The following is a 669-nucleotide window of genomic DNA, read 5'->3' as shown; positions in this document are numbered from 1 at the left end:
TGCGGCGTCCTGTCGTCGCGTGCCAGTTAGCTTCAACGTTAAACAGCAAATACCGATGAGAACCATTGCTTATTTTTCGTGTGCCATATTGGTCGCTCTTGCAACACTAACCGGACTTGTGATCAATGGACTTTTGCTTCTGAGAGTTCAAGTCCCGCATGTCATCTTTCTTTCTCAACTACTCTCATTTGGATCATTAGTGCCAGCAGCGTTTGCAGACCAAATACCGCGCCCGCTGGCAATAGTGCTTGGATACGCAATGTTGTTTCTAGTTTTCCGAAGGTGTTGGCTCTTCGTCGCAAAGAAGGAAAGAACTCCGGCTTCCTTTGTGGGTTTCCAAAAAGGCCTTGGGTATGTTGCTTTCTGCTCTTTGTTGCTGAGTGCTCTGGCCATCCCCCTTTCGCTGACGGTAGGGTTGCCAGTTTCACCGGTTCACTTAATCATGATCCCGATGGTTTGCGTGCCCTGGTCTTTCTTCGTAACCGAAGTTACTGGTTTTGGGCGGAAGGCTGCGAGTGACGTTGCTGTTTAACCGGTCGCTCGAGCCGACCCGCACCAGCATGCCGCTCCAGGCCCCCATTTCATTCTGGGCCTTACGCGTCCTGCCGGCGCGGGCGGCTCAGCTTCAACGTTAGACATTGAATCCATGGACATTCGAGAGCACAAGCT

General features: G+C 51.7%; 1 protein-coding gene. It reads left to right on the top strand.

The annotated features are described in order from the left end of the window. The coding region (locus LNV23_RS23890; protein ID WP_263565245.1) for a hypothetical protein at positions 1 to 532 on the top strand (532 nt) is incomplete at its 5' end. Between the last annotated feature and the right edge of the window lie 137 nt (positions 533 to 669).

The organism is Kinneretia sp. DJ1R-11 (genome assembly GCF_025717595.1).
Lineage (GTDB): Bacteria > Pseudomonadota > Gammaproteobacteria > Burkholderiales > Burkholderiaceae_C > Paucibacter_A.
Note: the sequence above shows the minus strand (reverse complement) of the source record. Positions and strands in the feature narration are given on the sequence as shown.